4 protein-coding genes are annotated in these 1,659 nt (G+C 39.9%); all 4 read left to right on the forward strand.

The window, feature by feature from the left end; genetic code table 11:
* The coding region (locus MHN32_RS23535; protein WP_239422980.1) for a GH-E family nuclease at positions 1-519 on the forward strand (519 nt) is incomplete at its 5' end.
* Positions 516-941, forward strand: a complete 426-nt coding sequence (locus MHN32_RS23540) for a hypothetical protein (RefSeq protein ID WP_239422981.1) — start codon at positions 516-518, stop codon at positions 939-941. The genes MHN32_RS23535 and MHN32_RS23540, both read left to right, overlap by 4 nt.
* A complete protein-coding gene (locus MHN32_RS23545) occupies positions 938-1,357 on the forward strand; it encodes a hypothetical protein (RefSeq protein ID WP_010370315.1) in 420 nt (139 codons plus the stop codon). The genes MHN32_RS23540 and MHN32_RS23545 overlap by 4 nt, the downstream gene beginning before the upstream one ends.
* Positions 1,358-1,413: 56 nt before the next feature.
* Positions 1,414-1,659 (forward strand): hypothetical protein (locus MHN32_RS23550; protein ID WP_239422982.1); only part of this gene is annotated, 246 nt, incomplete at its 3' end.

Genomic DNA, 1,659 nt, shown 5'->3' on the forward strand with positions numbered 1-1,659 from the left:
AAAGCACTGGATGAGTATCAAGGCCAACCACCAATTCGAGGCGTTACCGACAAGCCCACCAAAGCCAAGGCCGATGAATTGGAGCCGCCAAAAGGGAATAAGTTGCCGGGGGCTAAAAGCAATAGTTCAAATAATACAAAAACTAAGAAAGCTCGTAAGATATCGAACCGCTTGAAATACCTTGGAAAAACACCAAGTAAAACATCTCGCACTGGTAAAGAGGTCATTGCTAGGATGCGTAAAGAAGGTAAGATAAGAGATAAATTCGGTAAAACTCAGTTTAAAGACAGCAAAGGAAATTGGCACCCGCTTTCGCAAGCAGACATGGCACATGACCCGACAGATGCAGTGAGGTGGTGGAATACGAAAGGCAGGCAATATGGCGCAAAGTCGAAAGAAGTTAGGAAGTGGATGCTTGACCCAAATAACTATACATTGGACCATTACAGCCTAAACCGTTCAGCGGGAGCTAAGTTAAAAGAAACCTATTTATCCCCAATTAATAAGTTGAAAAAATGAAAGAATTAGATGAAAGATTAAGTGATGAGATTAATGAAAAATTTAATCGTTCTCTGGAGTTTAGAGACAGAGGAAAAATAGATGAGTCATTTGTTGCAATGCAAGAAGCTATCGAATTAATCCCCTCACCAAAGAGCCAGTGGTCAGAATCATTGATTATTATTACTTCTGCTTGTGAGCACTTTATTACGATCGAGAAGCTTGCTGAGGCTGAAGCACTAATTGATGAGTACTTAAATTCAGACTTTTGCATTTCATATGATGATAGCCCAAGCTTCATAAAAGGAATTATATTATTTGAAATGGGTAACTTTAAACAAGCATATGAATGGTTTGCTAAAGCCAATTCTATTTCACGGGGTAGATGCTTTGTAGAACAACCTAAGAAATACAAAACCTTCTTTAAAGAGTATAACCAATGAACGTACATGACCAGATAGAAGAGTATTGCGAGCAAGGCAATGACCTTTTTGATGAAGAAGATTTTCAAGGCGCAATGACACTTTGGAAAAAAGCTTTCGATTTGCTCGCTGATCCAGATGAAGAGTGGGAGCAAGCCGTTTGGCTTAAAGTATCTATTGGGGATAGTTATTATATGCTTGATGAATATCAACAATCCCTAGATTCAATGCTGGATGCATTAAACTACCCTGAAGCACTTGACAACCCATTTATTCACTTTAGAGCTGGCCAGTGTCATTATCAGTTAGGTGATAAAGAGCGCAGTAAAAATGCTTTACTTAAGGCCTATATGTTAGCCGGAAAAGAAATTTTTGAAGACCATGGAGAGGATGGGCTTTTTTATTACGACTTTTTAAAGTCCGAAATCAAGTTATAAACCAGTTCTATGCAAAGGACAGCACATGACAATTAGCATATACATCGTGCAATATCTTGTTCGATATATTTACCACAAAATTCAAGAGCCTTGGCTTAAGCTTCACACAAAATATCATCCTTAAGGCGGGTCGCAGCCATCGCAGTGTTATCCAAAGTGATATCAACCTCAAGGCAGACAACAACCTTACCATTACCGCGCCGGCGGGAAGTCAACTCATTCAAAGCCAAGGCAATATCACGATTAAAGGCAGTGGCTCTGGCAACCTCACCCTTGCCAATGGCGGCAGTGAAATCAGCATT

It is taken from the genome of Pseudoalteromonas sp. Of11M-6 (assembly GCF_022347905.1).
In the GTDB taxonomy this organism is placed as follows: Bacteria; Pseudomonadota; Gammaproteobacteria; order Enterobacterales; family Alteromonadaceae; genus Pseudoalteromonas.